Origin of the sequence: Ilumatobacter sp. (genome assembly GCF_041688325.1) — a bacterium.
Classification (GTDB): Bacteria; Actinomycetota; Acidimicrobiia; order Acidimicrobiales; family Ilumatobacteraceae; genus Ilumatobacter_A.
Window position 1 is genome coordinate 1 of sequence record NZ_JBDNIJ010000390.1, and the last position, 5,365, is coordinate 5,365.

Annotated in this window: 3 protein-coding genes; 2 read left to right on the forward strand and 1 reads right to left on the reverse strand. The window is 62.6% G+C overall.

Annotation, left to right across the window (positions count from 1 at the left end; translation table 11 throughout):
- Positions 1 to 824 (reverse strand): LysR family transcriptional regulator (locus ACH2EI_RS19550; RefSeq protein WP_395152708.1); only part of this gene is annotated, 824 nt, incomplete at its 3' end.
- A 255-nt stretch (positions 825 to 1,079) separates the two neighbouring features.
- Here ACH2EI_RS19550 and ACH2EI_RS19555 point away from each other — a divergent pair.
- Both ACH2EI_RS19555 and ACH2EI_RS19560 read left to right on the forward strand, forming a co-directional pair.
- Positions 1,080 to 2,501: a 4Fe-4S dicluster domain-containing protein gene (locus tag ACH2EI_RS19555; protein WP_395161247.1), complete on the forward strand. Its 1,422-nt coding sequence runs from the start codon at positions 1,080 to 1,082 to the stop codon at positions 2,499 to 2,501.
- Positions 2,502 to 2,555: 54 nt separating this feature from the next.
- The coding region (locus ACH2EI_RS19560; RefSeq protein ID WP_395161249.1) for a molybdopterin-dependent oxidoreductase at positions 2,556 to 5,365 on the forward strand (2,810 nt) is incomplete at its 3' end.

Genomic DNA, 5,365 nt, shown 5'->3' on the forward strand with positions numbered 1-5,365 from the left:
GTGCGGTTGATCTGCAGGCCGGGAACGGTGAGCTCGACGAGGCGACCGTTGGCGATGTCGTCGGCAACGGCCAAGCGACTAATCACGGTCGGCGACGATCCGTTAATGACCGCGATGCGCACGGCTGAGATCGAGCCGAGGTCGAGCGCCGACTGCGGTGCATCGTGGCCGACCGATGCAAGTAACGCTTCGAGGGCCTCACGGGTGCCCGAGCCGCGCTCGCGCAATACAAGGGGAGTCGTTGCCAGCTCAGTGAGATCAACTGAGGCTCGGCTTGCCCACGGGTGGCGGGGGGCAACGACGGGCACGAGTTCGTCCGCGGCGACCGCCTGCTGGTTCAGGGATGCTGGCACGGTCGGTGACTCGACGAAGCCCAGGTCGACCGAGCCGGCTTCGAGCCGGTCGAGCACGGCGCGGCTGTTTGTGACTTCGAGCGTCACCGAGTCGTCAGGGCGATCAGCCAGAAATCGTTCGAGCCACGGGGGGAGCAAGTACTCGGCAATCGTGTAGCTCGCGGCGATGCGGAGGAGGCCGCTCTGTTCGGCCTTCAGCGATGCAACACCGGCGGCCAACGTGTCGGCGTAACGCAATAGCTCTGCCGCCCAGCCGGATATCAACTGGCCATCTGGTGTGGGGCGCGAGCCGGTGGGGGAGCGGTCAAGCAGGCGGAGGCCGAGCCGGCCCTCAAGTGTGCGGATGCGACTCGACGCCGAGGGCTGTGCGATGCCGTGCGCTTCGGCTGCGCGCGACACGCTGCCGAGTTCGACCACTGAGCGGAACAGGTCGAGCGATGCCAAGTCGGGGAAGTTGAAGGGCAATGGCACATGCCCAGTCTATGACAAGCCATAGAACAGACCTTTGACCCCACAGGCCGAACTGGCCTATCGACGATGTGACCGTGGGTACAGAATGAGTGCACTCCGCCATTTGGCGGCTCGACTCGACGAACACAGATGAATGGGGGAGCGATGACCCGACTGGGGTTCTTGCTCGACAGCGATTCCTGCATTGGCTGTCACGCGTGCACCATTGCGTGCAAAAGCGAACATGACGTGCCTCTGGGTGTGAACAGAACTTGGGTGAAGTACATCGAAACCGGGAAGTTCCCCGACGCCAGTCGACACTTCTCGGTGATGCGCTGCAACCAGTGCGAAGACGCACCGTGCATGACCATCTGCCCGACCAACGCACTGTTCCGTGCCGACAACGGTGTCGTCGACTTCCAAGACGACAACTGCATCGGCTGCAAGTCGTGCATGAACGCCTGCCCGTACGACGCGTTGTTTATCAACCCGGACACGAACACAGCGCAGAAGTGCAACTTCTGCAATCACCGCATCGAGGTCGGCCTTGAGCCGTCATGCGTTGTGGTGTGCCCAACCGAAGCAATCAAGGTCGTCGACTTCGACAACCCCACTGATCCGGTGGCGAAGATCATTGGCCGCGAAGATGTGGCCGTTCGCTCGCCCGAGCAGAACACGAAGCCGAAAGTGTTCTACAAGGGCGCCGATCAAGCTTCGCTCGACCCGACTCGCACCAAGATCAACGCCGACGGCATGATCTGGGCCGACACGACGCCCGACCATCGCCAGACGCCGGTGCTCAATCACAAGGGTCACGGCGATGCCGGCATCGTGGCGCGTACGACATACACGACCTCGCACAAGACCACGTGGGACATGATGGTGTCTGGCTACCTGGTCACCAAGGCCGTCGCTGGCGGCATCATGATGATGGCTGCCCTGATGATGGTGCTCGGTCATGCCGACAAGCAAGCTGCTGTCGGCGTCGTCCCGCCAATCGTTGCGGGCATCATGTTGGCCCTCACCGGCGGCCTGCTGGTCGGTGACCTCAAGCAGCCGAAGCGCTTCTACTACCTGCTCACCAAGTCGAACTTCGACTCGTGGCTCGTGAAGGGTGCGTACGTGCTCAGTGGGTTCGCTGCGCTGTCGGCCGTCTGGTTCCTGCTCGGTGCCGCCGACGCAACTAGTGCACTGCAGGTCATCGCCATTCCCACGGCACTCTTGGGAGCAGCGACGGCCGGCTACACGGCGTTCCTGTTCGGTCAGTGCGAAGGCCGCGACCTCTGGCAGACGCCACTGCTGCTCCCGATGTTGCTCGCTCGGGCGGTCATTGCCGGTGCCTCGGCCTACGCGATCCTCGACGTTGCGATGGACATCCCGTCCCCGCGGGCCGTGTGGTGGGCGCTGCTCGGCGGCGTCATCGCCATTGCGTTCCTCAGCTGGGTCGAACTCCAGAGCAAGGGCAGTCGCCATGTCGAAATGGCCATTGCCGACATGACCAAGGGTGCCCAGAAACAATTGTTCCAGGGCGGCGTCGCCTTCGGCATGTTGCTTCCGGCCGTCCTCGCGATCATCGCCCTGGCCGCCGACATTGATACTCCGATCGTCGTTGGCATCGCTGGCCTGTCGGCACTGTTCGGCATGTTCTTGTCCGAAACCGCCTTCGTCCGCGCCGGCCAATCCGTCCCACTGTCTTGAGTTTCAGTTGGGGTCTGACCCGAACTGAAGCGCTGTTGTTGAAAGAGCTCTGAAATGACTGATCTACAGAAGTACCCGCCGCTCGACAGGTGGCACGACTGGACCGAACTCGACGCGAAGGCGTGGCCCGACAAAGTCGAACGCAACTACACGCTGGTGCCGACCACGTGCTTCAACTGTGAAGCCGCGTGCGGCCTGCTTGCCTACTTCGACAACGAGACGGGTGAGATCACCAAAATCGAGGGCAACCCCGAACACCCAGCCAGCCGCGGCCGCAACTGCGCCAAAGGCCCGGCGACGATCAACCAGATCTATGACCAAGAGCGAATCATGTACCCGCTCAAGCAGACCGGCGAACGCGGCAGTGGCAAGTGGGAACGCATCAGCTGGGATCAGGCGCTCACCGAAATCGGTGGACGCATTCGCACGGCCTTCGAAGAAGACCGCCACAACGAAGTGATGTACCACGTCGGCCGCCCCGGCGAAGACGGTTACGCCGACCGCGTGCTCAAAGCCTGGGGAACTGACGGCCACAACAGCCACACCAACATCTGTAGCTCGAATGCGCGAATCGGATACCAGAGCTGGATGGGCCACGACCGCCCGTCGTCTGACTTCGCCAACGCCGAAGTGATCTTCCTGATCTCCTCGCACCTCGAAGCCGGTCACTATTTCAACCCGCACGCACAGCGCATCATGGAAGCGCAGGGCAAGGGAGCGACGGTCATTTGCGTCGATCCGCGTTTGTCGAACACCGGCTCGAAGGCCGATCACTGGCTGCCGACGTGGCCGGGTACCGAAGCATTCCTCTGCCTGTCGATCGCTCACCTGCTCCTCGAGAGCGGCAAGTGGGAACGTGACTTCGTGCGCCGCTGGGTGAACTGGGAGACGTTCCTCGCCGAGTTGTACCCCGACATGCCGCAAACCTTCGAGTCGGTCGAGGCCGCGCTCAAAGATCACTACAGCGAGTACACCCCCGAGCGCGCCGAGCACATCACTGGCGTGTCCGCCGCCCAGATCCGCGAGATCGCCGAGATCATCGGCAGGCACCCGACCAAGTTTGCCAGCCACAACTGGCGCGCAGCAGGCGCTGGCAACCAGGGCGGTTGGCAGGTCGCGCGCTGTCTGTTCTTTTTGAATGTGCTCACCGGTTCGGTCGGTACCGAGGGTGGTACGTCCGGCAACGGCTGGAACAAGTTCACTGCACACCAGCCCAAGGGGGCCCCGCCGCTCGAGCGCTGGAACGAGCTGAGCTGGCCACAAGAGTTTCCGCTCTCGTACCACGAGATGTCGATCTTGCTTCCGCACTTCCTCAACGAAGGCCGCGGCAAGCTCGACACCTATTTCTCGCGTGTCTATAACCCGATCTGGACCAACCCTGATGGTTTCACCTGGCTCGAGGCCTTGAAAGACCCGGAGAAGGTCAACTGCCATGTCGCGCTCACGCCGACGTGGTCGGAGACCTCGTGGTTCGCTGACTACGTGCTCCCGATGGGTGTCGGCGCAGAACGTCACGACGTCGCGTCGTACGAGACGCACGCCGGAAAGTGGATTGGATTCCGCCAATCGGTGTTCCGTCGCTACGCCGAGATCAAGGACGGCAAGCCGGTGAGCCCGGATGCCCGAAGCCACGAGTACAACCCCGGCGAAGTCTGGGAAGAAAACGAGTTCTGGATCGACCTGTCGTGGAAAATTGATCCCGATGGTTCGATGGGCATCCGCAAGTGGTTCGAATCGGACGAACGGCCGGGCAACCCGATCAGCATCGACGAGTACTACGGCCACATCTTTGCCGAAGAAGTCCCAGGCCTCGCCGAGGCAGCCGCCGAAGCAGGCCAGGTTCCCCTCGAATACATGCGTGACCGCGGCGCCTTCGCGGTGCCGACCGACCCGTACACGCCGTACGAAAAGATCGTCTCGGCTGCAGATGTGGCCGACTGCATCAAGGACGCATCAGGGGTGTTCCGCAAGCCGGGCACTATCGGCACGTTCGATGGGTCCGAGGAGAGCTTTGCCAACACCGAACTCGCCAAGCTCGGCGACGGTTCGCCCGCAGTCGAGGTCGACGGCGAGATCAAGGAAGGCTTCCCCACTCCGTCGAAGAAGCTTGAGCTGTTTTCGACCACCCTCAAAGAGTGGGGCTGGCCCGAGTACTCAACGCCGAAGTGGATCCCGAGCCACGTGCATTGGGAAGACATGGACATGGCTGGCAACGAGCGCATTTTGCTGCCGACGTTCCGCATCCCGACGCTGATCCACACTCGCTCGGCCAACTCGAAGTGGCTGAACGAGATCAGCCACCGCCACCCGCTCTGGATTCACCCGGAAGACGCCGAGAAGCTGAATATCGAAGAGAGCGGCCTCGTCCGCATCTCGACCCGCATTGGCCACTTCGTGATTCAGGCATGGCGTACCGAGGGCATCCGACCCGGTGTCGTCGCCGCATCGCACCACATGGGTCGCTGGCGCCTCGACGAAAAAGAGGGCCGCAACTGGGCTGCTGGCAAGGCCACGATCGATCAGCAGGGCACCACGTGGACGCTGAAGCGTGAGGGTGCAGACAAAAAGAACATGACGGCGTACGAGTCTGCTGATCCCGACACGGGCCGTATTTGGTGGCATGACACAGGCGTCCACCAGAACGCCACGTTCTGCGTGCAGCCCGACCCGATCTCGGGCATGCAGTGCTGGCATCAGCGTGTGCGTGTCACCCCGGCGGCAGTCGGTGATGAGTACGGCGACGTCGTCGTCGACACAGCGAAGTCACGCGAGGCCTACCTCGAGTGGATGGAAAAGACCCGTCCGGCTGGCACCACCAACGACAGCGGCCTCCGCCGCCCTCTCTGGTATGCCCGCCCCCTCAA